The 24331-nt window shown below is 61.1% G+C and carries 20 protein-coding genes; 14 read left to right on the forward strand and 6 right to left on the reverse strand.

What is annotated here, in order from left to right; all coding sequences use genetic code 11:
- The first annotated feature begins 43 nt into the window (after window positions 1-43).
- The 4 genes from BLU52_RS22425 to rarD all read left to right on the forward strand — a co-directional run bounded on the left by BLU52_RS22425 (window position 44) and on the right by rarD (window position 5013).
- Entirely contained in the window at window positions 44-808 is a 765-nt protein-coding gene (locus BLU52_RS22425; RefSeq protein ID WP_090286925.1) for a TOBE domain-containing protein, read from the forward strand.
- A 70-nt stretch (window positions 809-878) separates the two neighbouring features.
- The gene (locus BLU52_RS22430) at window positions 879-2780 is read left to right on the forward strand and encodes a PhoX family protein (protein WP_090286927.1); all 1902 of its coding nucleotides are present in this window, start codon (window positions 879-881) and stop codon (window positions 2778-2780) included.
- Between the two features lie 165 nt (window positions 2781-2945).
- Window positions 2946-3920, forward strand: coding sequence for a serine/threonine protein kinase (locus tag BLU52_RS22435; protein ID WP_090286929.1), 975 nt, complete (start codon window positions 2946-2948; stop codon window positions 3918-3920).
- A 205-nt stretch (window positions 3921-4125) separates the two neighbouring features.
- Window positions 4126-5013, forward strand: a complete 888-nt coding sequence (gene rarD, locus BLU52_RS22440) for an EamA family transporter RarD (RefSeq protein ID WP_090286931.1) — start codon at window positions 4126-4128, stop codon at window positions 5011-5013.
- Window positions 5014-5234: 221 nt separating this feature from the next.
- Here the strand turns inward: rarD and BLU52_RS22445 are convergent, their stop codons facing one another.
- Window positions 5235-5753, reverse strand: a complete 519-nt coding sequence (locus BLU52_RS22445; RefSeq protein WP_090286933.1) for a glycine cleavage system protein R — start codon at window positions 5751-5753, stop codon at window positions 5235-5237.
- Between the two features lie 545 nt (window positions 5754-6298).
- On the opposite strand from BLU52_RS22445, the gene BLU52_RS22450 reads away from it, so the two are divergent.
- Complete coding sequence (locus BLU52_RS22450; RefSeq protein ID WP_090286935.1) at window positions 6299-8476, forward strand: malate synthase G; 2178 nt, start codon at window positions 6299-6301, stop codon at window positions 8474-8476.
- A gap of 332 nt (window positions 8477-8808) precedes the next feature.
- Here BLU52_RS22450 and BLU52_RS22455 read toward each other — a convergent pair whose 3' ends face one another.
- On the reverse strand, window positions 8809-9255 hold the full coding sequence (locus BLU52_RS22455; RefSeq protein ID WP_090286936.1) for a response regulator: 447 nt from the start codon (window positions 9253-9255) through the stop codon (window positions 8809-8811).
- 253 nt (window positions 9256-9508) lie between these two features.
- Here BLU52_RS22455 and BLU52_RS22460 point away from each other — a divergent pair, with 253 nt between their 5' ends.
- The 8 genes from BLU52_RS22460 (at window position 9509) to BLU52_RS22495 (ending at window position 18771) form a co-directional block, all read left to right on the forward strand.
- Window positions 9509-11449, forward strand: a complete 1941-nt coding sequence (locus BLU52_RS22460; RefSeq protein WP_090286938.1) for a DUF294 nucleotidyltransferase-like domain-containing protein — start codon at window positions 9509-9511, stop codon at window positions 11447-11449.
- On the forward strand, window positions 11446-12153 hold the full coding sequence (locus BLU52_RS22465; RefSeq protein WP_090286940.1) for a 3'-5' exonuclease: 708 nt from the start codon (window positions 11446-11448) through the stop codon (window positions 12151-12153). The genes BLU52_RS22460 and BLU52_RS22465 overlap by 4 nt, the downstream gene beginning before the upstream one ends.
- A gap of 334 nt (window positions 12154-12487) precedes the next feature.
- Complete coding sequence (locus tag BLU52_RS22470) at window positions 12488-13006, forward strand: RNA polymerase sigma factor (RefSeq protein ID WP_090286942.1); 519 nt, start codon at window positions 12488-12490, stop codon at window positions 13004-13006.
- Window positions 13003-13974, forward strand: coding sequence for a FecR domain-containing protein (locus BLU52_RS22475; protein ID WP_090286944.1), 972 nt, complete (start codon window positions 13003-13005; stop codon window positions 13972-13974). Before BLU52_RS22470 ends, BLU52_RS22475 begins: the two co-directional genes overlap by 4 nt.
- 206 nt (window positions 13975-14180) lie before the next feature.
- On the forward strand, window positions 14181-16607 hold the full coding sequence (locus BLU52_RS22480; RefSeq protein WP_090286946.1) for a TonB-dependent siderophore receptor: 2427 nt from the start codon (window positions 14181-14183) through the stop codon (window positions 16605-16607).
- Window positions 16608-16681: 74 nt separating this feature from the next.
- A complete protein-coding gene (locus BLU52_RS22485) occupies window positions 16682-17812 on the forward strand; it encodes a PepSY-associated TM helix domain-containing protein (protein ID WP_090286948.1) in 1131 nt (376 codons plus the stop codon).
- Window positions 17809-17988 (forward strand): hypothetical protein, encoded by a 180-nt coding sequence (locus BLU52_RS22490; protein ID WP_090286950.1) that lies wholly within the window; start codon window positions 17809-17811, stop codon window positions 17986-17988. Before BLU52_RS22485 ends, BLU52_RS22490 begins: the two co-directional genes overlap by 4 nt.
- Window positions 17989-18141: 153 nt before the next feature.
- Window positions 18142-18771 (forward strand): glutathione S-transferase, encoded by a 630-nt coding sequence (locus BLU52_RS22495; RefSeq protein ID WP_090286951.1) that lies wholly within the window; start codon window positions 18142-18144, stop codon window positions 18769-18771.
- Window positions 18772-18948: 177 nt separating this feature from the next.
- Here the strand turns inward: BLU52_RS22495 and creD are convergent, their stop codons facing one another.
- The 4 genes from creD to rloA2 form a co-directional block, all read right to left on the reverse strand.
- A complete protein-coding gene (gene creD / locus BLU52_RS22500; RefSeq protein ID WP_090286953.1) occupies window positions 18949-20316 on the reverse strand; it encodes a cell envelope integrity protein CreD in 1368 nt (455 codons plus the stop codon).
- Between the two features lie 176 nt (window positions 20317-20492).
- Window positions 20493-21911, reverse strand: a complete 1419-nt coding sequence (gene creC / locus BLU52_RS22505) for a two-component system sensor histidine kinase CreC (RefSeq protein WP_090286954.1) — start codon at window positions 21909-21911, stop codon at window positions 20493-20495.
- On the reverse strand, window positions 21911-22591 hold the full coding sequence (gene creB / locus BLU52_RS22510) for a two-component system response regulator CreB (protein WP_090286956.1): 681 nt from the start codon (window positions 22589-22591) through the stop codon (window positions 21911-21913). The genes creC and creB overlap by 1 nt, the downstream gene beginning before the upstream one ends.
- Before the next feature lie 68 nt (window positions 22592-22659).
- A complete protein-coding gene (gene rloA2 / locus BLU52_RS22515; protein ID WP_090286958.1) occupies window positions 22660-23163 on the reverse strand; it encodes a retropepsin-like aspartic peptidase RloA2 in 504 nt (167 codons plus the stop codon).
- Between the two features lie 280 nt (window positions 23164-23443).
- Between rloA2 and BLU52_RS22520 the strand changes: the two genes are divergently transcribed.
- On the forward strand, window positions 23444-24331 hold the full coding sequence (locus BLU52_RS22520) for an acyltransferase (protein WP_090286960.1): 888 nt from the start codon (window positions 23444-23446) through the stop codon (window positions 24329-24331).

The raw sequence follows: 24331 nt of genomic DNA on the forward strand, positions 1-24331 counted from the left end.
GCCGCCAGCTTCTGTAGCAACTGCCGCAGCAAATCTGACCGATATGTCCCTACCCTCCCTCCTCTCCCAGCACATCGTGCGGCGTCCGCAGCGCATTGCCCTGCTGCAACACATTGCCGAGCAGGGCTCGATCACCCGCGCAGCGAAAAGCGCGGGCTTGAGCTATAAAGCGGCGTGGGACGCCATCGATGAGTTGAACAACCTCGCACACAAACCGCTGGTCGAACGGATCATTGGCGGCAAGGGCGGTGGCGGTGCCAAACTGTCCAGCGAAGGCGAACGTGTGCTGCGCCTGTATCAAAAGTTGCAAGCCCTGCAGGCGCAAGTGCTCGAGGCGGCGGAAGACGCCAGTGACCTGGACCTGCTCGGGCGGCTGATGCTCAGGACCAGCGCGCGCAATCAGTTGCACGGCAAGGTGGTAGCGATCGGCAGTCAGGGCCGCAATGACCTGATCCGCCTCGAACTGGCCGAAGGCCTGTGCCTCGACGCGCAAATCACTCACGACAGCACCCTGCACCTCGAGCTGCAGATCGGCACGCCAGTGGTCGCGCTGATCAAAGCGGGCTGGCTGGAATTGCTTGGCCGTGAGCAAGTCGCAACGCCGGGACACAATTTGCTCGACGGCAACATCGAGGCGATTCTCGATGCCGAGGACGGCCCCAGCGAAGTGCGTATTTCTTTGCCCAACGGCCACATTCTCTGCGCGCTGGCCGAACCGCTGGAGTTGCGCGAACGCGGCTTGGGGGTCGGTCAGCCGGTGCGTGTGCAGTTTTCGCCGAGCAATGTGCTGATCGGCACGCCGCTCTGATCGGGCGCTGCAACGAAAGCGTCATCGTTGCTCATTAAGGTGGCTGCCAAAACCATGCAGGGAGCCTGAGATGAGCCTGTTAGAAGAAAACCAATCCACCGATCTGGAAAAAATGGTCGGCCTCAGCCGTCGCGGTTTCATCAGCGCCGGTGCATTGTGCGGTGCCGCGATGTTTCTGGGCGGCAATCTGCTGAGCCGCAGCGTGATGGCGGCCAGTGTCAGCGCCGGCAACAGCCGTCTGCTCGGTTTTGAAAGCATTCCCGCCGCGACCAGCGACGCGATCAGCCTGCCCAAGGGCTACAAGTCTTCGGTGCTGATCAGTTGGGGCCAGCCGCTGCACAAGAACGGCCCGGCCTTCGACCCGAGCGGCAATGGCACCGCGGCCGCACAGGAAGTGCAGTTTGGCGACAACAACGACGGCATGAGCCTGTTCGCCTTCCCGGATGACCGCAACCGCGCGTTGATGGCGATCAACAACGAATACACCAACTATCGCTACCTCTATCCGCACGGCGGCATGCCGCAGTCGGCCGAAGACGTGCGCAAGGCGCTGGCCTGTGAAGGCGTGTCGGTGATCGAGGTGCAGCGCAAGAACGGCCAATGGCAGTTCGTTCAGGGCTCGCGCTACAACCGGCGGATTCACGGCAACTCGCCGCTGCGCATCAGCGGCCCGGCGGCCGGTCATGACTTGATGAAAACTGCTGCCGACAAGCACGGCAAAAAAGTGCTCGGCACGTTCCAGAACTGCGCCAACGGCAAAACGCCGTGGGGCACGTACCTGACCTGCGAAGAAAACTTCACCGATTGCTTCGGCAGCAGCAACGCCCAGCAGCAGTTCGACGCCGCGCAAAAACGCTACGGCGTAACGGCCGCCAGCCGCGAGATTAACTGGCACCCGTACGATCCGCGTTTCGACATGGCCAAGAACCCGAATGAGCTGAACCGTCACGGCTGGGTGGTCGAGATCGATCCGTTCGATCCGCAATCGACCCCGGTCAAGCGCACCGCGCTGGGCCGTTTCAAACACGAAAACGCCGCCCTCGCCGAGACCGACGACGGCCGTGCCGTGGTGTACATGGGCGACGACGAGCGTGGCGAGTTCATCTACAAATTCGTCAGCCGCGACCGCATCAATCACCGCAATGCCAAAGCCAACCGCAACATCCTCGATCACGGCACCTTGTACGTGGCCAAATTCGATGCCGGTGACGGCAACCCTGATCATCCGAAAGGCCAGGGCCAGTGGATCGAACTGACCCACGGCAAAAACGGCATCGACGCCAGCAGCGGTTTCGCCGATCAGGCCGAAGTGCTGATTCATGCACGCCTTGCTGCCAGCGTTGTCGGCGCGACACGCATGGATCGCCCGGAATGGATTGTCGTCAGCCCCAAGGATGGCCAGGTTTATTGCACCCTGACCAACAACGCCAAACGTGGCGAGGACGGCCAACCGGTGGGCGGCCCGAACCCGCGCGAGAAAAACGTCTACGGACAGATTCTGCGCTGGCGCACCGACCGCGACGATCACGCCTCGAAAACTTTTGCCTGGGATCTGTTCGTGGTCGCCGGCAACCCCGGCGTGCATGCCGGTACGCCGAAGGGCGGCTCGTCCAACATCACCCCGCAGAACATGTTCAACAGCCCGGATGGCCTGGGTTTCGACAAGGCCGGACGCCTGTGGATTCTCACCGACGGCGACTCGAGCAATGCCGGCGACTTCGCCGGGATGGGCAACAACCAGATGCTTTGCGCCGATCCGAAGACCGGTGAGATTCGCCGGTTCATGGTCGGGCCTGTGGGTTGCGAGGTGACGGGGATCAGCTTCTCGCCGGATCAGAAAACCCTGTTTGTCGGGATTCAGCATCCGGGCGAAAACGGCGGTTCGACCTTCCCCGAGCATCTGCCCAATGGCAAGCCACGGTCGTCGGTGATGGCGATTACCCGAGAGGATGGCGGGATCGTCGGCGCCTGATAAACCCTTATCGCGAGCAGGCGAAGGCCTACAGGGAATGCATTCCAAATGTAGGAGTGAGCCTGCTCGCGATGGCGTCGGCACAGACACCAAATTCCTCACTGCCTGCCATCTGCGCTACCATGCCGGGCCGGACGCGGCAGCCTGCTGCGCGCAGGAGTCAGCATGGCCCACCCGTTTGAAACCCTCACACCCGATCTCGTCCTCGATGCCGTCGAAAGCATCGGTTTTCTCAGCGATGCGCGCATTCTGGCGCTCAACAGCTATGAAAACCGTGTCTATCAGGTCGGCATCGAAGATTCTGAGCCGCTGATCGCCAAGTTCTACCGTCCGCAGCGCTGGACCAACGACGCCATCCTTGAAGAACACCAGTTCACGTTTGAATTGGCCGGGGTGGACATCCCGGTGGTGGCGCCGCTGATTCACAACGGCGAAACCCTGCACGAGCACGCAGGTTTCCGCTTTACCCTGTTTCCGCGTCGCGGCGGACGCGCGCCGGAGCCGGGCAATCTCGACCAGTTGTATCGCCTCGGCCAGTTGCTCGGGCGCATCCACGCGGTCGGCGCGACCAAACCGTTCGAACACCGCGAAGCCCTCGCCGTGCAGAATTTCGGCCACGCTTCGCTGAACACCCTGCTGGAAGGCAACTTCATTCCGAAAAGCCTGCTGCCGGCTTACGAGTCCGTCGCCCGCGACCTGCTCAAGCGCGTTGAAGATGCCTACGCCAGGACGCCGCATCAGAACATCCGCATGCACGGTGATTGCCACCCCGGCAACATGATGTGCCGCGACGAAATGTTCCACATCGTCGATCTGGATGACTGCCGCATGGGCCCGGCGGTGCAGGACATCTGGATGATGCTCGCCGGTGATCGCCAGGACTGTCTGGGGCAGTTGTCGGAACTGATGGATGGCTACAACGAATTCCATGATTTCGACCCGCGAGAACTGGCGCTGATCGAACCGCTGCGCGCCCTGCGGTTGATGCACTACAGCGCATGGCTGGCGCGACGCTGGGATGACCCGGCGTTTCCGCATAGCTTTCCGTGGTTCGGCACCGAGCGTTATTGGGGCGATCAGGTGCTGGCGCTGCGCGAGCAACTGGCGGCGCTGAATGAAGAACCGCTGAAGCTCTTCTGACCTACACCGCCTCCTGTAGGAGTGAGCCTGCTCGCGATAGCGTTTTATCAGGCAACGAAAATGTTGAATGTCAGAGCGCTATCGCGAGCAGGCTCACTCCTACATTTGTTCGATGTTCACAATTTCCCGACCTATCCGCTCAGGCATCCGTAGACAAATCTCCTTACAATCCTTCCTTTGTCAGCTGCCAAAGCAAGGATTCTGCATGCAAGCCGCCAACCCGCGTCGCGGGTACATTCTGGGCCTGAGTGCCTACATCATCTGGGGCCTGTTCCCGATCTATTTCAAAGCCATCGCCGAAGTGCCGGCGGTCGAGATCATCATTCATCGTGTGCTGTGGTCGGCGCTGTTCGGCGCGCTGCTGCTGATGGTGTGGAAGCACCCGGGCTGGCTGCGCGAATTGCTCGACAATCCCAAGCGTCTAGCGATTCTGGCCTTGAGCGGCACGCTGATCGCAGCCAACTGGCTGACCTATGTGTGGTCGGTGAATAACGGGCGCATGCTCGAAGCAAGCCTCGGTTATTACATCAACCCGTTGATCAACGTGTTATTGGGCATGGTGATTCTCGGGGAGCGGCTGCGGCGCATGCAGTGGCTGGCGGTGGGGCTCGCCGCGGTTGGTGTGGCGCAGCAGGTCTGGCAGGTCGGCAGTCTGCCGTGGGTGTCGCTGGCGCTGGCGTTGACCTTCGGCTTCTACGGACTGATTCGCAAACAGGCACCGGTCAAGGCCTTGCCGGGGCTGGTGGTGGAAACCTGGATGCTGGTGCCGATTGCGATTGCGTGGTTGTTGTTCAACCAGACCGCGACGAGCGTGCAGCCTGAGTTCTGGAGCACCTCGCAAGCCTGGTGGCTGGTAGCCGCCGGCCCGGTGACGCTGGTGCCGCTGGTGTGTTTCAACGCCGCGACCCGGCATCTGCCTTACACCACCATCGGCTTCCTCCAATACATCGCGCCGACCCTGGTGCTGTTGCAGGCGGTACTGCTGTTTGGCGAGCACTTGTCGTCGAGCACACTGGTCGCGTTCATGTTCATTTGGGCGGGTCTGGCGGTGTACAGCGTCGATGCGTGGATAAGTTTGCGCCGCCGCAGCTGATCAAAAAACGCACAAACCTCTACAGACCACGGCTCTCGTGGCCTGTAGCGTTCCTTCCCAAGGTTATCCACAGCGTGATCCTCGCCGTTTGTGCGCAACTCACTGAATACTGGCGGTTTTTTGATCAATCGCCGCAAAGCCTCGGCGGACGTGGCATGGCGCTCGGTCTCTACAGGTTATCCACAGGCAGGTGCACGTTTAAACTGGATAACCCGCGCGGCTCAAACTTCCGTGCGTAACACCAACTCGACCATCAAATCATCGGCCAGGGTTTCCAGTCGCGCCTGCAATACGTCCAGCGACAACGTCAGCGGCACGGCAAGAATCGCTTCGGCGTGAAACAGCGGCTCGCTGCTCATCGGCGCCGGGCGCACTTCAGTGACCAGCCTTTCAAGGTTGACGCCCTGCTCGCTCAACAGCCGAGTAATGTCGCGGACGATGCCGGGGCGGTCATTGCCAACCAGCTCCATGGCGATCGGCTTCCAGGTGCAGGATTGCTCGATGCCGCTTTCGGCGACCAGTACACGGATACCGTGCGCCGCCAGCGCTTGTAAGGCATCGACTAATTCATCGTAAGCCTCTGCCGGCACGCCAACCCGCAGGATCCCGGCGAACTGCCCGGCCATCCGTGACATGCGGCTTTCCAGCCAGTTGCCGCCGTGCTCGGCGATGCATTGGGCGATGCGCTCGACCTGCCCGGGCTTGTCCGGGGCGAAAACGGTGAGTACGAGATGGTCCATGGCGCAGCCCTCTGTGCATGACTTTTGTGATCGAAGGGCAAGTATAGGCAAGGGCTTGTTTTGCGTTGGATGGACCGGCGCTTTCGCGAGCAGGCTCGCTGCACATTGGCAATGCGATCCCCTGTGGGAGCGAGCCTGCTCGCGAATAGCCGCACCAGCGAGATATCTGAGCGAACAAATCGTGTACAACTTTTGATATTTAACTGGAACAATCCAATGCTTTTTTGAGAACATCCCGTTCCGCGACGTGACCGCAATGCGTCATGAGGTCGCAGAACGACGTAATTAGTCTGATTTTCACAAGCGCAACTCATCATGTAGTATGCCGCAGCGCGCACTACATAACGCCGGATCGATGTCCGCCCAGGCCTGTTCGCAACCCTGAAAGCCCCGTCAGCAAGGCCCTCAAGCCGTTGATTGGTCCTAGCCCAGCCGCCAGCAATGGCATGTACTGGTCGGCAGGTTTGTGGTTTAAATGGCCCGAGGCTTCATTGTTTAAATTGAAGAGCTGAAAAGCGAAATAGCTGAGCAGAGTGAGGCAAGCAATGACTGAACACGTTCAAGTCGGTGGCCTGCAGGTCGCCAAAGTCCTGTTCGACTTCGTGAACAACGAAGCCATTCCCGGTACCGGCCTCACCGCCGAGCAATTCTGGGAAGGTGCCGACAAGGTCATTCACGACCTGGCGCCGAAGAACAAAGCCCTACTCGCCAAACGCGATGATTTCCAGGCACGCATCGATGCCTGGCATCAGCAGCACGCAGGCCAGGCGCACGACGCCGTGGCCTACAAAGCTTTCCTGCAAGAGATCGGTTATCTGCTGCCAGAAGCGGCTGATTTCCAGGCCACGACGCAAAACGTCGATGATGAAATCGCCCGTACCGCCGGCCCACAACTGGTGGTGCCGGTGATGAACGCGCGCTTCGCGCTCAATGCCTCTAACGCCCGCTGGGGTTCGCTGTACGACGCCCTCTACGGCACCGACGCGATCAGCGAAGAAGGTGGCGCGGAGAAAGGCAAAGGCTACAACAAGGTGCGTGGCGACAAAGTCATCGCCTTCGCCCGTGCGTTCCTCGACGAAGCCGCGCCTCTGGCTTCCGGCTCCCACGTCGACTCGACCAGCTACAAGATCGCTGGCGGCAAACTCGTCGTTACCTTGAAGGGCGGCAGCACCAGCGGCCTGCGCGACGACGCTCAGTTGATCGGCTTTCAGGGCGACGCCAATGCGCCGATCGCGATTCTGCTGAAACACAACGGCCTGCACTTCGAAATCCAGATCGACGCCAGCACCCCGGTCGGCCAGACCGATGCCGCCGGCGTCAAAGACATCCTGATGGAAGCGGCGCTGACCACCATCATGGACTGCGAAGACTCCGTGGCCGCCGTCGATGCCGACGACAAAGTGGTGATTTACCGCAACTGGCTCGGCCTGATGAAGGGCGACCTGGCGGAATCGGTGTCCAAGGGCGGCCAGACGTTCACCCGCACCATGAACCCGGATCGCACCTACACCGCGCCGAACGGCGGTGAAGTGACGCTGCACGGCCGTTCGCTGCTGTTCGTGCGCAACGTCGGTCACCTGATGACCATCGATGCGATCCTCGACAGTCATGGCAATGAAGTGCCGGAAGGCATTCTCGACGGTCTGGTCACTTGCCTGGCGGCGATGCACAACCTCAACGGCAATACGTCGCGGCGCAATACGCGCACCGGTTCGGTGTATATCGTCAAACCGAAGATGCACGGCCCGGAAGAAGCGGCGTTCACCAACGAGCTGTTCGGCCGCATCGAAGACGTGCTGGGCCTGCAACGCAACACGCTGAAAGTCGGGATCATGGACGAGGAGCGCCGCACCACGGTCAACCTCAAAGCCTGCATCAAGGCCGCCAGCGAGCGCGTGGTGTTCATCAACACCGGCTTCCTCGACCGCACCGGCGACGAAATCCACACCTCCATGGAAGCCGGCCCGGTAGTGCGCAAGGCCGACATGAAGGCTGAGAAGTGGATCGGCGCCTACGAGAACTGGAACGTGGATATCGGTCTGAGCACTGGCCTGCAAGGTCGTGCTCAGATCGGCAAAGGCATGTGGGCCATGCCCGACCTGATGGCGGCGATGCTCGAGCAGAAAATCGCCCACCCGCTGGCCGGTGCCAACACCGCTTGGGTGCCCTCGCCGACCGCCGCTGCGCTGCACGCGTTGCACTACCACAAGGTCGACGTGTTCGCCCGTCAGGCCGAACTGGCCAAACGTGCCCGCGCCTCGGTGGACGACATCCTGACCATCCCGCTGGCGGTCAAGCCGAACTGGACTCCAGAGCAGATCAAGAACGAACTGGACAACAACGCCCAGGGCATTCTCGGTTACGTGGTGCGCTGGATCGACCAGGGCGTCGGCTGCTCGAAGGTGCCGGACATCAATGACGTCGGCCTGATGGAAGACCGTGCGACGCTGCGTATCTCCAGCCAGCACATCGCCAACTGGCTGCGCCATGGCATCGTCACCGAGGAGCAAGTGATGGAAAGCCTCAAGCGCATGGCACCCGTGGTTGACCGGCAGAACGCCAACGACCCGCTGTATCGCCCGCTGGCACCGGACTTCGACAGCAACATCGCCTTCCAGGCGGCGGTCGAACTGGTGATCGAAGGCACCAGGCAACCGAACGGTTATACCGAGCCGGTGCTGCACCGTCGTCGTCGTGAGTTCAAGGCCAGGAATGGTCTGTAATTGGCGTTGATGGTTGGCATACAAAAGGCCCTGATCGAGAGATCAGGGCCTTTTTGTTTGTGAGGTGGATTGAATTCTTGTGGTGGGCTTGAGATCCATCCCCCTCACCCCAGCCCTCTCCCCCAAGGGGTAGAGGGGGAAAGGGAGCAGATCTATGTGCTTTTCAAAATCTGAGCTCGGCTCAGGAATTGCCAAGGGTTGAGGGGCAAGGGAGCAGATATTGGTGCTTTTCATAACCTGAGTTCGACTGAGGAATTTCAGGTCGGTGCACCTCGAATATTCACCTCGGTCAGTCCCCTCTCCCTCCGGGAGAGGGTTAGGGTGAGGGGCTCTTAGGGTTCTATCCCCAATTCATGTTTCACCAGCGCCAGCAACTTCCCCGTATCAATCGGCTTGAGCAGAAAATCCACCACGCTCAAATGCATTGCTTCGATCGCATCCTTCACGTCGGCATCGCCGGAAACGATGATGATCGGCATCGCCGCCCGCACCGACTCGCGCACTTGGCGAACCAGGTCCAGGCCATCGACATTACCCATGCGCAAATCGGTAATCACCAGTCCGATCGAAGGCTTATCTTCGAGCATTTTCAGCGCGGTTTCGCCACTGGCCGCGGTCAGGCAGCGGATGCCATCGAGCGCAAGAATCTCCGAGAGCAACTCGCGCGCGTCCTTGTCGTCATCGACGATCAGGACGCGCTGCGGTGGCAGATCGGGCTCGAGCATGACTGCGCTGAGCGCTTCGCGCTCGGCATCGCTCAAAATATCGTGGTCGGACATGGCGCTCTCTAAGTATTCGAATCAATCACCTGGCACAGTCGTCTGACATCGCCCGGCAGCGCTTCAATGTGCACTTCGTCGGATTTTTTTCCAAGGGGCTGAACAGCGGAAATTCCGACGGTTTGCGTAGGGTATCTCCGAAACCGCGCCGATGATGGCAAAACCTAGACTTACGTCCAATGGGCACCCCGAGCGCAGGGGTCGACCATGGCCGCAACGATCCGACAACAACAATTCGAAAAAGACTGCGGTAATGGTTATGAGTAAAGCGGACGCCTTCACCCAGGCAGGGAAAACCGCGGTTTTGCAGAACATTCAGGGCACCCTGCAATTCCTCCAGCGCTTCCCGCCCTTCAATCAGATGGAACACGCCCACCTCGCCTATCTGGTCGAGCAATGTCAGCTGCGGTTTTACGCCCAGGGCGAAAGCATCATCAAACCCGCCGACGGCCCGGTCGAAAATTTCCACATCGTCAAACAGGGCCGGGTGGTCGGCGAGCGCCCGCACACCGCCAAGGGCGGCACCGAAACCACTTTCGAGATCACCACCGGCGAATGTTTTCCGCTGGCGGCACTGTTGGGCGAACGGGCCACGCGCACCGAGCACCTCGCCGGCGAAGACACCTTCTGCCTGCAATTGAACAAACTGGCGTTCATCAAATTGTTCGCCCTCTCCAACCCGTTTCGCGATTTCGCCTTGCGCGGCGTCAGCAGCCTGCTCGATCAGGTCAATCAGCAAGTGCAGCAGAAAGCCGTGGAAACCCTCGGCACCCAGTATTCGCTGAACACGCGTCTGGGCGAACTGGCGATGCGGCATCCGGTGACGTGCGCGCCCGACGCGCCACTGCGCGAAGCGGTGAAGCTGATGCACGAGCAGCAGGTCGGCAGCATCGTCGTGGTGGATGAACACAAGGCGCCGCTGGGGATTTTCACCCTGCGCGATCTGCGCCATGTGGTGGCCGAAGGTGCTGCTGATTTCGGTGACGCCATCGAGCGCCACATGACCCGCGCGCCGTTTTATCTGTCGCCGGATCACAGCGCATTCGACGCGGCAATTGCCATGACCGAACGGCACATCGCGCACGTTTGTCTGGTCAAGGATCAGCGCTTGTGCGGCGTGGTCTCCGAGCGCGATCTGTTCTCGCTGCAACGGGTCGATCTGGTGCATCTGGCCCGAACCATCCGCAGCGCCCAGCGCGTCGAACAACTGGTCAGCCTGCGCGGCGAGATCGGCCAACTGGTCGAGCGCATGCTCGCTCACGGCGCGTCCTCGACGCAGATCACCCACATCATCACCCTGCTCAACGACCACACCGTTAGTCGGGTGATCGAATTGACGCTCGCCGAAAAAGGCGACCCCGGCGTTCCGTTCAGCTGGTTGTGTTTCGGCAGCGAAGGCCGCCGCGAACAGACGCTGCACACCGATCAGGACAACGGCATTCTGTTCGACGCCCGCGACGCTGCGCATGCCGCAGAGATTCGCGGCAAGCTGTTGCCGATCGCCCAGCAGATCAACCACAGCCTCGCGCAATGCGGCTTCACCCTGTGCAAAGGCAACGTCATGGCCGGCAATCCCGAGCTGTGTCTGTCGCGAGCGGAATGGGCACGGCGTTTCGCGGCGTTCATCCGTGAGGCGACGCCGGAAAACCTGCTCGGCTCGAGCATTTATTTCGATCTGCGCGTGGTCTGGGGCGATGAAAAAAGCTGCGAGCAATTGCGCCGCGGGATTCTCGAGCAGGTCGGCGACAACCGCTTGTTCCAGCGCATGATGGCCGAGAACGCCCTGCGCAATCGGCCACCGGTCGGGCGCTTCCGCGAGTTCGTGCTGGCGCGCAAGAACGGCGAAAAAGCCACGCTGGACCTGAAGATCCAGGGCCTGACGCCATTCGTCGATGGCGCGCGCCTGCTGGCACTGGCCAACGGCATCGACGCCAACAACACCCTCGAACGCTTCCGCCAACTGGTCGCGAAAGAAGTCATCGAACCCCTCGATGGCGCGGCGTATGAAGAGGCGTATCACTTCATTCAGCAAACGCGCATGCAGCAGCATCAACTACAGACGCGCGAGAATCTGCCGTACTCCAACCGCGTCGACCCGGACAGCCTCAACCATCTCGACCGGCGCATCCTGCGTGAATCCCTGCGTCAGGCTCAGCGCCTGCAAAGCAGCCTGACCCTGCGGTATCAGCTATGAGCCTGTTCTCGTGGCTGCGTCCGGCCGGGCCGTCGGTGTCGGCGCAGGTGCAACAACGCCTGACGCAGTTGCCGGTGGTCACTGAGCTGAGCGAATGCACGCTGCGCGAGCAGCGCTGGGTGGTGCTGGATCTGGAAACCACCGGGCTCAATCTGAACAAGGATCGCGTGTTATCCATTGGTGCCGTGGTGATCGAAGACGGCGCGATCGATTTCGCCCAGCAGTTCGAACGCACACTGCAATGTCGCGAACTGAAAATTAGCCCGAGCGTGTTGATCCACGGACTGGCGCCGAGTGCGATTGCTGCTGGCAGCGATCCGGCCGAGGCGTTGCTGGAACTGATGGAATTTATCGGCACCAGCCCGGTGCTGGCGTTTCATGCGCCGTTCGATCAGCACATGCTCGGGCGCGCCTTGAAGGAGCATCTGGGGCACAAACTCCAGCATGTGTTTCTCGACGTGGCGGATATCGCACCACTGGTTTGCCCACAGGCACAGATTCGCGAGGCTGGGCTGGATGAGTGGATCGAGTGGTTCAAACTAGAGGTGTTCGAACGGCATAACGCCAGTGCCGATGCGTTGGCGACGGCGGAACTGGCGCTGATCTTGTTCAGCCGCGCGCGGGCGAAGCAGATTCACAGCCCGCGCAACTTGCAGCAGCGCTTGAGTCAGTGGAAGCGGCGGCAGCAGGCGCCGTCCTTTTAGAATCATTCACATCAAAAGCCCCTCATCGGAACGCCGCCCGCCCAGCCCTCTCCCAGAGGGAGAGGGTAGCCGACCGAGGGGTCTTTTTTCATACATCGACCTGAAATATCGAGTCGATTATGGATTCAATGCAAAACGCTCAGGTCGGTGTATCTCCAGAATATCCCCCGATCGGTCCCCTCTCCCTCCGGGCGGTCCGACGCTTCGGGAGGGCTAGGGTGAGGGGCCGCCCTTGATTCATCACCTGACCAGTGGCCAATTGCTAACCATTCCCACCTCTGCCAGAATCGCGAACAATTCGCGTTAGTTAATCTTTCCCAATCGGTGATGTCCGGTGTCGTCAGTCCCAAGCCCTCACAGTCAGCTTGTCGGTGCGCTGTATCGCGACCATCGTGGTTGGCTGCTGGCGTGGCTGCGGCGCAATGTGGCTTGTCCGCAGCGTGCCGAAGACCTGAGCCAGGACACCTTCGTGCGCCTGCTCGGTCGCGATGAATTGCTGACACCGCGTGAGCCGCGCGCCTTTCTGGTGGCGATCGCCAAAGGCCTGCTGTTCGACTACTTCCGCCGCGCGGCGCTGGAACAGGCCTACCTCACCGAATTGATGCTGATACCCGAAGCCGAGCAACCGTCGGTGGAAGAACAGCAGATGATCCTCGACGACCTCAAGGCCATCGACCGCTTGCTCGGCAAGCTCTCGACCAAGGCCCGCGCCGCGTTTCTGTATAACCGCCTCGATGGCCTCAGCCATGCCGAGATCGCCGCCCGCCTCGGCGTTTCGGTGCCTCGCGTGCGTCAGTATCTGGCGCAGGGTATTCGCCAGTGCTACATCGCCCTGTACGGTGAGCCAACATGAACCCGGCCAGTTCCCGTCCGGTGCCGGCGCATGTGCTGGATGCGGCGATTGCCTGGCAATTGACCCTCGATTCGAGCACCCCGCTGGAGCGCGAGGAGTTCGCCAAATGGCACGCGGCGAATGAAGAACACGCCCGCGCCTGGCGCCAGTTGGGCATGCTCGATCAGCGTTTCAGCGTGGCCAAAGGTCCGGCGCGCAGTGCCTTGCTGCAATCGCGCGAGGGCATTCGCCGGCGCGTGCGCAAACTCGGCAGCGGTCTGGCCAGTGTGGCGTTGATCGTCGGTCTGGGGCTGTTCGCCAGTGAACGCTTTCTGCCGCTGGATTACTGGCTGGCCGACCAGCGCACCGCCACCGGCGAACAGCGCACCGTGCGCCTGGCGGACGGCACCGTGCTCAATCTCAATACCCACAGCGCGGTGGATGTGCGATTCGATGATCAGCGCCGGTTGATCGTCTTGCAGGAAGGCGAAATCCTCGTTGAAACAGGGCATGGCGATGCGCGGCCGTTCATTGTCGAAACCCGCGAAGGCAGCATGCGAGCGCTGGGCACGCGGTTTCTGGTCAAGCGTGAAGAAGACGGCACGCGGTTGAGCGTGTTGCAGTCGGCAGTGGCCGCCCATGGGCAAGCCAATCCGCAGGAACGGATTCTGCGCGAAGGCCAGCAAGTGCTGCTGCGCCGCGATGGCCTCGGCCAAATCGCCGCGCTCAATCCCGGCGCCGATGCCTGGACCCGCGGCATGCTGGTGGTGGATAACGCGCGCCTCGGCGATCTGCTGCACGAACTCGGGCGCTATCGTCGCGGATACCTCGGTGTGGCGCCGGAGGTGGCGGACTTGCGCATTACCGGCAGTTTCCCGCTGCACGATACCGATAAAGCCTTGAGCGCACTGCTGCCGACGTTGCCGGTGCAGATCGAGCGGCATACGCCGTATTGGGTCACCGTGGCCAAGGCTGAGCCCAAGCCTTAGAAATTCGCAGGCTGTGAAAAGGCGATCGCGAGCAGGCTCACTCCTACAGTTGGAATGCGTTCCCTTGTAGGAGTGAGCCTGCTCGCGATGGCGACATCAGCCCCAACATCATTTCCAGCAAAAAAAAATCCACCCAGCCCTATCACTTTTTGCTTTTCATCCGGCACACAGGCAATTGAGAAATATTTCCATTCAGGAGCCGCCGTATGTTCCGTTCGCTAGACACCTTGTTGCGCCCCAGTCTGCTGGCTGTCGCCATTGCGCTCGGCGCCCCGCTGATCAGCAGCCCGTTGCTCGCCGCCGAGCAAGCGTCCAGCGTGCGCGCCTACAACCTGCCGGCCGCGCCGCTGTCGACCACCCTGAACCAGATCGCCAGTCAGGGCGGCCTCGCTTTGTCGTTGAATCCGTCGCTGGCGGCGGGCAAGACCTCGGCACCGGTCAACGGCCAATATGATGCCGCCGGCGCCCTGCGCGCTGCCCTGCGTGGCACCGGCCTGCAACTGGAGCAGAGCAGCGCCGGCACTTACACCCTGGTCGCGGTGCCTGAAGGTACGCTGGCCCTGCCGGAAACGGCGGTCATCGGCGTGGAAAATCTGGAAACTGCCTGGGGCCCGGTCGAGGGTTACACCGCTACCCGCACCGCGGCCGGCACCAAGACCGACACCGCACTGGTCGAAGCGCCGCGCTCGATCTCAGTGGCGACCCGTCAGCAAATGGACGACCGCAGCGTGCATAGCCTCGACGATGCCGTGCGCTACATGCCGGGGATCACCGCCAGCAGCTACGGCAGCGACACCCGCGCCGACTGGCTGCGCGTGCGCGGTTTCGAACCGACCCAGTTCCTCGATGGCCTGCCGCTGCCCAAAGGCGTGTACGCCAACCCGAAACAGGAAACCTGGAACCTCGACCGCCTCGCCCTGCTGCGCGGCCCGGCCTCCTCGGTCTATGGCCAGACCCCGCCGGGTGGTCTGCTCGACATGGTCAGCCGCCGCCCGAGTGCGGAAGCGAGCAACGAAATTCAGCTGCAATATGGCAGCGACAATCATCGCCAGATCAACTTCGCCAGCACCGGCAAGATCGATGACGCCGGGCAGTTTCTTTACGGCATCAGCGGCGTGGTACGCGACAGCGGCACGCAGGTCGATCATGTCGACAACAAGCGCTACAACATCGCGCCGAGCCTGACCTGGAACATCGACGACGACACCAAATTCACCCTGCTGAGCCAGTTCACCCGCGACGACACCGGTATCACCAGCCAGTTTCTGCCGATCCAGGGCACGAAGATCAATTCGCCGTTCGGTGATATCTCTCACCACAAGAACCTCGGCGATCCGGACTGGGAATATTACGACCGCACCTACTACGCGCTGGGCTACGCCTTCGAACACCGTTTGAACGACGTCTGGCAGTTCAAGCAGAACCTGCGCTACACCAAGTCGGATCTGTCGTTCCAGTCGCTGACGCCCGGCTCCTACCCATTCACCACGGTGGATGAGCAAGGCAACGTCGGCCGCACCAGCACCAGCGTCGAAGAAGACATCAGCCAGTTCGCAGTGGACAACAATTTCCAGGCCGACTTCGCCACCGGTGACATCCGTCACACCCTGCTGCTGGGTCTGGATCACCAGCGCAGCAATACCAACTACACCTCGATTTTCGGCGATGGCTTGACCACCAACGTGATCACCCCGATCTACGGCCAGCCGATCGTCCGCCCGGCGCGCTCCACGGCGTTTTACGACTACGACCAGAAGACCTACCAGACCGGCCTGTACGTGCAGGATCAGATGGCCCTCGATCAATGGCGCCTGACCCTCGGTGGTCGCGAAGACTGGGTGCACACCAGCACGAAATTCATCAACCAGGGCGACACCACCAATACCCAGCGCGACAAGAAATTCAGCGGCAACGCAGCCCTCAGCTACGTGTTTGACAACGGTTTCGTGCCGTACCTGTCGTACGCCGAGTCGTTCCAGCCAACCACCGGTGCCGACGCCACGTCCACCGGTTCGCTGAAACCCACCGAAGGCAAGCAATGGGAGTTGGGTATCAAGTACCAGCCGCCGGGCAGCAAGACCCTGCTGACCGCCGCCGTGTATGACCTGACCCAGAAGAACGTCTCGGTCAATACCTTCGTCAACAACGTTTCGATCACCAGCCAGACCGGCGAAGTCAAAGTCAAAGGCCTTGAGCTGGAAGCGGTGTCCGACGTGACCGACAATCTCAAAGTCATCGCCGCCTACACCCTGGCCAAGTCAGAGGTGCAAAATGGCGTCGACAAGGGCAATCGCCTGCAACTGATGCCCAACCAGCAAGCTTCGCTGTGGACCGATTACACCTGGCACAGCGGCGTGCTCGACGGCTTCGGCATTGGCGGCGGCGTGCGTTACACCGGTAATACCTATGGCGACAAGGCCAACACCTGGCTGGGCAAGGCCGATGCCTACACGGTGTTCGACGCTTCGGTGCATTACGACCTCGGCCGCCTCGACAACAGCCTCAAAGGCGCGTCTCTGGCGGTCAACGCGACCAACCTGTTCGACAAGGAATACATTTCCACCTGCGACAGCTTCTATTGCTACTACGGCGACCAGCGCAGCGTCGTCGCCAGTGCCACTTACAAGTGGTAAGCGCGTGAGCTGAAACAGGCCCAATTACCAGGCCGTCCCCAGGGGACGGCTTCGGTGTTTTTGAAGGTCATGCAATGAAAAGTAAAACCATCCGTCGCTGGTCGTTCGTTCACACCTGGACCAGCCTGATCTGCACGGTGTTTCTGCTGATGCTGGCGCTGACCGGTCTGCCGCTGATTTTCAGCCACGAGATCGATCATCTGCTGGGCAACGCTCCCGAGTTGCGCGAAATGCCGGCCGACACGCCGCAGCTCAATCTGCAGCAACTGGTCGATGCCGCGCAGCAGCATCGACCCGGCGAAGTCATGCAGTACTTCGGCTATGACGACGAAGACCCGAACGCGGCATTCGCGATCATGGCGAAAACCGCCGGCACCGAACCGAACTCGTCGCACACCTTCATGCTCGATGCGCGCACCGGTGAAGCGCTGGAAACCCCTTCGGCCAACGGCGGCTTGATGCTGTTCATCCTGCGCCTGCACGTCGACATGTTTGCCGGGGTGCCGGGAAAACTGCTGCTGGCGTTCATGGGGTTGTTGTTTGTCGTGGCGATCGTGTCCGGGACGGTGCTGTACCTGCCGTTCATGCGTCGCTTGAAGTTCGGCACTGTGCGCCAGGACAAATCCACGCGGCTGCGCTGGCTCGACCTGCATAACCTGATCGGCGTCGTGACGCTGACGTGGTGTCTGGTGGTGGGCGTGACCGGGGTGATCAGCGCCTGCGCCGACTTGCTGATCGCCGCGTGGCGCAACGACGCGCTGACCACGCTGGTTGCACCGTACCGCGATGCGCCGCCGCTGACTCAACTGGCGCCAGCCACGCGCCTGCTCGACATTGCCGCTGAAGTCGCGCCGGGCATGAAGCCGGATTTCATCGCCTTCCCCGGCACACGCTTTTCCAGCGAGCACCATTACGCGGTATTCATGAAGGGCGGCACGCACCTGACTTCGCATCTGCTGACCCCGGTGCTGATCGATGCCACGACGCTGCAAGTCACCGCCGTGGCCGAACGCCCGTGGTACATGGACGCCATGGGCATGTCCCAGCCTTTGCATTTCGGTGACTACGGCGGCATGCCGATGAAGATTTTGTGGGCCACGCTCGATGTGTTGACCATCATCGTATTGGCCAGCGGCGTGTACCTGTGGGTCGCGCGGCGCAAAGCGGCGAACCGGGTGGCGGAAACCGCGGAGGCCTCGGCATGAAGCCGCGTCAGTCGAGTTTCTGGAAGGTCTTCAGCACACCGATCGTGATCGCCCTGCTCAGTGCGGCGGGGTTGTTTGCGGCGTTGCTGGGGGACGGCATCTGGGATGCGTTGAGCTGGGTCGGCCTCGGCGTGCCGGCATTTCTGGCGATAAGAGGCTTTGTGCCGCGAAGCTGAAAATCCCTTGCAGGAGTGAGCCTGCTCGCGATAGCGGCCCAATGTTCAACATCGATGCTGACTGACCCACCGTCATCGCGAGCAGGCTCACTCCTACAAGAGACCGGTAACAAGCTATGCTGCCCGATCATTGTCCTGATCGAGACCCTGCCCATGTCCGCCCCCAGCATGACCCTTTACCACAACACTCTTTCCCCGTTCGTGCGCAAAGTGATGGTGTTGCTCCATGAAACCGGGCAGCAGGATCGCGTGGCGTTGCAAGACTGTGTGCTCAGCCCGGTCAGCCCGGACCCGGCGCTGATCGCCGACAACCCGTTGAGCAAGATCCCCGCCCTGCGTCTGGCCGATGGCAATGTCATCCATGACAGCCGCGTGATCCTTGAATACCTCGACCAGCAGCACGTCGGCAATCCGCTGATCCCGCGTGAAGGCTCGGCGCGCTGGCGGCGTCTGACCCTGGCCTCGATGGCCGACGGGATCATGGACGCCTCGGTGATGGTGCGTTACGAAACCGTGCTGCGCCCGGTGGAAAAACACTGGGAGCAGTGGCTCGACGCGCAGCGCAACAAGATCCGTCGCGCCCTCGCCGTGCTGGAGAGCGAGGCAATTGCCGAACTGACCAGTCACTTCGACGTGGCTGCGATCAGCGTCGCCTGTGCACTGGGTTATCTGGATCTGCGCTTCCCGGACATGGACTGGCGTGCGGCCAATCCACAACTGGGCAACTGGTATTTTGAAGTGAGTCAGCGGCCGTCCATGGTCGCGACAATGCCCAAATCCTGATTCTGCGGCGCCTGTTCGGCCCCCTCCCGAGCAGGCTCACTCCTACAATTGACCGCATTCCCCTGTAGGAGTGAGCCTGCTCGCGATGGCACCACCTCGGTTGCAGTGGCAAAGCTGCAAGAATCAGTGTCAGCAAAACCGCTGCTTCCCTGCGCTCCTCTCTCAAGCCCACCCCGCTCATTCCACCACCCCCAGATCGAACTCCAGCGGCTTGGCCGGTTTCTGCGCGATCGCATACCAGTCCAGCCGGCGCGTCAGCACCATGAATACACCGAGCAGTCCGAACAGCAGCAACGAGCCCATCAGCAGCGCGTAATCCTCAGCGCTCAGCAATCCATAAAGCAGGCCATACAACGCTGCGAGCCCGGCGGAAAAACTCAAACCGTGGCGCACGCTGCGCAGCACATGGCAGACGTAAAAGCCGATCAACAACACGCAACCACTGGCCGAGAGCAGATACGCCAGGGCAAAACCGATGTGCTCGGACAGTGACAACAGCAACAGGTAGAAAAATGCCAGCGCCACACCGACCAGCGCGTACTGCACCGGGTGCACCGCGAGGCTCTTGAGTACTTCGAAGAGGAAGAAACCGGCGAAGGTCAGGACGATGAACAGCAAGGCGTATTTGATCGCCCGGTCGCTTTTCAGGTACTGATCGACCGGGTCGATGAAGCTGACGCCAAAGCTGCGACCGTTCAGCCCATCGCAGTCGCCGACGATGCAGCGGTCCATCGCCTCTTGCAGGTTGGTGGAGAAAAACGAGGTCTGCCATTCCGCGCTAAAACCCTCATCGTTGATCTCACGCTTGGCGGGCAGGAAGTTGCCAACGAAGCTTGGGTGCGGCCAGTTGGCCTTGAGGCTGACGCTGCTGGTCTTGCCCACCGGCAACACTTTTAGCGAGCCGGTGCCTTGCAGGCGCAGATCGAAGGCAAAGCTCAGTTGCGTAACTTTGCCGGTGTCCAGCGCTGGCAGGGTTACGTGCACGCCTTCACCGATCCAGCCCACTTCCGACCCCGGGACAAAGTCCAGGCGCTGGCCATCGACTTCCAGTTTCAGGGCGTTTTCGATGCCACGGATATCGCTGATACCGACCGCCAGGAATGGCGCGTCGAACTGGTAATCGGTGAAATTTTCCTTGATGCCCAACTGCGCCGGCAAGGCGAAATGGCCGTTGATTCGGTTGTCAGCGTGGAACAGGCGCGCCTCATAAATACCGCGCTTGCGCAGCTCGGTTTCCACCTGTCCGTCGAGTTCGAAACGCTCCGGCAGAAAGTACAAGCGCCCACGTTCTTCGCCGACTTCTTCGTAGCGCTGATTGGTTTTTTCGTTGGTCTTCCAGGTGCGCACGACCTTGCGATACGGCACCACCATCACCGGCCCGCTCAGCTGCTGGCTGTAGCTGGAGCTGCGGGCGATGTCATCGAGCACACCGTCGCGCAACTGTTGGCGCTCGTCGATGACGCCGTCGATCATCAGCAGCGGTATCAGCAACAGCAGGATCAGCAGAGCGATGGCGCCGAGCTTGATGGTCAGATTTCGGTTCATGGGACTCTCCCTGTTTGGATGGGGAGAGTCTGCTGAGGTGGTGTGGGGGGTTTATGGGGAAATTATGGAGATTGTGTGGAGAATGCGCCGGCCCTATCGCGAGCAGGCTCACTCCTACAATTTGAAATGCGATCACCTGTAGGAGTGAGCCTGCTCGCGATGGCCGCGACTCGGTCTCAAGGCAGGCGCAATGAAACTTCCACACCGCTTTCAACATTGCGAATGCTCAGTGATCCATCATGCAACTTGACCACTTCTTCAACGAAGTTAAGCCCCAACCCAGTGCTCTTGCGCCCACTGTCCGGGCGCGGCAATGAGTAAAACCGCTCGGTCAGGCGCGGCAAGGCGTAATCGGGAATCGGCGCGGTTTCGTTGAACAGTCGCACCTCGATCTGCTCGCCAACCCGCTCGGCACTCAAGCGCAACAAACCCTGCGCGGGAGTGAAATCCAGAGCATTTTCCAGCAGATTGCCCAACGCCTGACGCAGCAGAAACGGCTCGCCAATCAGCAACAGATCCTCGCCAATCGCTTGCTCGACACGCAGTTGCTTGCCCTCGATCCGCGCAGCCTGCGCCCGCAGCAACTCTGCGACCAACAGCGCCAGCGGCACTGCCACACGCTCTTCCAGGCCTTGACGTTGTTCGACCTGCGCCAGATTGAGCAAGCGTTCGATCAGCTGCTGCATCCGCGCGCTTTCGCTGTCGATGTTGCTGACAAAGCGCAGCCGCTGGAGGGGCGGCATATCGCTTTGCAGCAACTCCGACGCGCCACGAATCGCCGCCAACGGGCTTTTCAGTTCGTGGGTCAGCGTGTGCACATAGCGCTCGACGTAGGCTTTGCCCTCAAGCTGAGTGCGCATCTGCTCCACCGCAGTGGCGAGCTGTTGCAGTTCGCCGCCGCGATAATGCGGCACTTCCACGCGCCGGCCCTCGCTCACCGCCTGGGCATAACCGGTCAGCCGGTGCAGCGCGCGGCTCAGCCACCACGACAGCAACGCACCGAACAACAGACCGAGGCCGATCAGCGCGGCGCCGTAAACCAGCAAGCGCCGCTCGGTGCGATCGACGTAAGGCTGCAACGAGCTGTTCGGTTTGGCCACGGTGACCACGCCGATGATCTTGCCGTTGTCGCGGATCGGCGCGCCGACGTGCATCACCGAGGAGTTCGGATCGTCAGGGTCGCTGCGGCTCGAGCGCGCACCGTATTCGCCGCGCAAGGTCAGGTAGACGTCATTCCAGCGCGAGTAATCCTGGCCGACCGCGACGCCGCTGGAGTCGAGCACGACGATGCCTTTGGCGTCGGTCACGTAGATCCGGTGGTTGACCTGATTCTTCGGCAAGCCCCAGATCGTCGCCTGCGGCTGGCGCTCGCCATAGGCGCGCAGCAATTGCGGCCAGCGGTTCTCGCTGAGGGTGCCGGCCTTGAAGTCGTCGCGCAGGATCTCCGCCATCAGGTTGGCGGTGTCGACCAGGGTTTCTTCGGTGGACTGGCGCACGCCGGGGCGGATTTCTTCCATTACCGTGTTGAGCACGAAATACCCGGTCAGGCCGACGAACAGCACATACACCAGAAAAATCCGCAGTCCCAGCGACATCAGCTGTGCCCCGGGCTGTAGCTGTAGCCGAGGCCGCGATGGGTCTGGATCGGCTCGGCGTCGGCGCGCACCAGACGCAGTTTGGCGCGCACGCTTTTGATGTGGCTGTCGATGCTGCGCTCGTAACCGGCGTCGGCGGCCACGCCCAGTGCGTCGAGCAGTTGCTCGCGGCTGAACACCCGCTCGGGTTGTTCGAGCAGGCATTGCAACAGACGGAATTCGTGACGGGTCAGGCTCAAGATCTGGCCGCGATAGATGATCTGCACCCGATCGGCATCGATACGAAACAGTGCCGAAGCACCTTCGACCGCCGGGCGCGGCGCCATGCGTTTGAGGATGGCCTTCACCCGAGCGGCAACTTCACGCGGGCTGAACGGTTTGACCACGTAATCGTCGGCGCCGATTTCCAGGCCGACCACGCGATCGATCTCGGCATCCCGTGCGCTGAGAAACAGCACCGGCACTTCGCTGAAACGCCGCAGCTGTTTGCAGGTCTCGAAGCCGCTGATGTCCGGCAGGCCGATGTCGAGAATGATCAGATCGGCCGGCGTCTGCCGCTGATGATCCAGCGCCGCCGCGCCGAGGCTCAGCCATGTGGTGCTGAAGCCTTCGCCCTGCAGGGCGAAAATCAGCGTATCGGCAATCGCCGCTTCGTCTTCGACAATCAGGATATGAGGCATGGCGTCCGAGCCCGTGGGTTAAGTGCGCGAACGGTGCCCCAAGCCTGACGTTACGTCAATGAGACCACTTAGCAGTCCGGCTTGTCGGCGGTGAAGCGCCGCGCCGGATTCACTGCTGCGCCAAACTCACGCAAGGCCTTGGCACCGATCAGCAACGGATAGTTGAAGTGGCTGCGGTCGGTCAGGTTGACCTCAACGGTGCGCTTGACGTTGCCCAGACACAGTTCCAGATCGACCACCGGGCGCTTGGCGACGTCGGTGCTTTCGCCCTCGTCCTCTTCGTCCGAACGGCTCTTGATCTTGCTGATTCGCGCAACCTTGTGTTCGTAGACCTTGTTGCTGGCGTCCTTGGTGGCGAGGCGGAAACGCACCCAGTCGTCGCCATCGCGGGTGAAGGTTTCGATGTCCTTGGCCGACAGCGAGGCGGTCAGCGCACCGGTGTCCATCTTGGCCTTGAGCACTTCACCGCCGATTTCCGGCAGCGCGATGTATTCGTAGCGCCCGTACAGGGTCGGCTCGGCGGCCATGACCGGCAGGGCGACTAGGGCAAACAGTGCAAGGAGGGATTTCACGTAAGGGGCTTCCTTGGAAATTGAAGGGCGGCAGGCTGGGATTTTAGACACCCGTTGAGTCATTCGTTCGCTTCCCGGACCGCTTCGCGAGCAGGCTCGCTCCCACATTGAAATGCATTCCCCTGTGGGAGCGAGCCTGCTCGCGAAGAGGCCGGCAGCTTCAACACGACTCTTGAGCCAAGCATACCGACCAAAAAGTGAAACATTCGTCACCACCGATTTGGCCTGTCGCGCGAAGCTGCTTATCATGGCCCGCCCCTGACACTTCATAGAGTTGCCTATGCGCCGCCTGCTCACCGGCTGTTTCGTCACCCTGCTGCTGTTGCTCAACACCCTGATCCTGATCGGGCCGTTGATGGTGTTTGCCTTGCTCAAACTGATCGCACCAGGACGCTGGCGCGATCATGCGTCCGCGGCGGTGATGTGGATTGCCGAGACCTGGGCCGAGATCGACAAGCTGATCTTCCAGCTGTGCATTCCGACGCAGTGGGACATTCGCGGCGGCGACGATTTGCGTCGCGACACTTCCTATCTGGTGGTCAGCAACCATCAATCGTGGGTCGACATCCCCGCGCTGATCCAGACCCTCAACCGGCGCACACCGTTCTTCAAGTTCTTCCTCAAGAAAGAGCTGATCTGGGTGCCGTTCCTCGGTCTGGCGTGGTGGGCGCTGGATTACCCGTTCATGAAGCGCTACACCAAGGCCTTTTTGGCGAAGAACCCGGAATTGGCGGGCAAGGATCTGGAGATCACCAAAGCCGCCTGCGAGCTGTTCAAGCGCCAGCCAGTGACGGTGGTGAATTATCTGGAAGGCACGCGTTACACCCTGGCGAAAAGCACACAGCAGACTTCACCGTTCAATCACCTGCTCAAACCCAAAGCCGGTGGCGTGGCCTTTGTATTGGCGGCGATGGGCGAACAGCTTGATGCCATGCTCGACGTGACGGTGGTGTATCCGCAAGAGAAGATTCCGGGGTTTTGGGATCTGATCAGCGGCAACGTGCCGCGGGTCATCATCGACATCAAGACCCGCGAACTCGATCCCGCGCTGTGGCAGGGCGATTACGAGAAAGACCCGGTATTTCGCGAACGCGTCCAGAACTGGGTCAACCAGCTCTGGACCGAGAAAGATCAGCGCATCGCCGAATTGCGCAACGAGCGCCGTTGA

Source organism: Pseudomonas granadensis, assembly GCF_900105485.1.
Taxonomy (GTDB): Bacteria; Pseudomonadota; Gammaproteobacteria; order Pseudomonadales; family Pseudomonadaceae; genus Aquipseudomonas; species Aquipseudomonas granadensis.